Source organism: Kribbella sp. NPDC023972 (assembly GCF_040639075.1).
GTDB lineage: Bacteria > Actinomycetota > Actinomycetes > Propionibacteriales > Kribbellaceae > Kribbella.
Window position 1 is genome coordinate 1 of record NZ_JBEZZH010000035.1, and the last position, 1070, is coordinate 1070.

The following is a 1070-nucleotide window of genomic DNA, read 5'->3' on the forward strand; positions in this document are numbered from 1 at the left end:
GGCAGTACCCGGAAGCCTTTGCCGGCAGCTACACCTTTGCGTAGTGCACGCATCACCTCAATACCTTTGATGGTGGCGTAAGCCGTCTTCATGGATTTAAATCCCAGCGTGGCGCCGATTATCCGTTTCAGTTTGCCATGATCGCATTCAATCACGTTGTTCCGGTACTTAATCTGTCGGTGTTCAACGTCAGACGGGCACCGGCCTTCGCGTTTGAGCAGAGCAAGCGCGCGACCATAGGCGGGCGCTTTATCCGTGTTGATGAATCGCGGGATCTGCCACTTCTTCACGTTGTTGAGGATTTTACCCAGAAACCGGTATGCAGCTTTGCTGTTACGACGGGAGGAGAGATAAAAATCGACAGTGCGGCCCCGGCTGTCGACGGCCCGGTACAGATACGCCCAGCGGCCATTGACCTTCACGTAGGTTTCATCCATGTGCCACGGGCAAAGATCGGAAGGGTTACGCCAGTACCAGCGCAGCCGTTTTTCCATTTCAGGCGCATAACGCTGAACCCAGCGGTAAATCGTGGAGTGATCGACATTCACTCCGCGTTCAGCCAGCATCTCCTGCAGCTCACGGTAACTGATGCCGTATTTGCAGTACCAGCGTACGGCCCACAGAATGATGTCACGCTGAAAATGCCGGCCTTTGAATGGGTTCATGTGCAGCTCCATCAGCAAAAGGGGATGATAAGTTTATCACCACCGACTATTTGCAACAGTGCCGATAAAAATATATCATCATGAACAATAAAACTGTCTGCTTACATAAACAGTAATACAAGGGGTGTTATGAGCCATATTCAACGGGAAACGTCTTGCTCGAGGCCGCGATTAAATTCCAACCTGGATGCTGATTTATATGGGTATAGATGGGCTCGCGATAATGTCGGGCAATCAGGTGCGACAATCTATCGATTGTATGGGAAGCCCAATGCGCCAGAGTTGTTTCTGAAACATGGCAAAGGTAGCGTTGCCAATGATGTTACAGATGAGATGGTCAGACTAAACTGGCTGACGGCATTTATGCCTCTTCCGACCATCAAGCATTTTATCCGTACTCCTGAT

1 protein-coding gene and 1 pseudogene are annotated in these 1070 nt (G+C 50.5%); one reads left to right on the forward strand and one right to left on the reverse strand.

Going from position 1 to position 1070, the window contains the following annotated elements; all coding sequences use genetic code 11:
• Positions 1-665, reverse strand: a 665-nt coding sequence (locus tag AB0F43_RS38345; RefSeq protein WP_360488864.1) for an IS6-like element IS26 family transposase, incomplete at its 3' end; no start/stop codon positions are given.
• Positions 666-794: 129 nt separating this feature from the next.
• Here AB0F43_RS38345 and AB0F43_RS38350 point away from each other — a divergent pair.
• Positions 795-1070: pseudogene (locus AB0F43_RS38350) on the forward strand (APH(3') family aminoglycoside O-phosphotransferase); the annotation flags it as partial.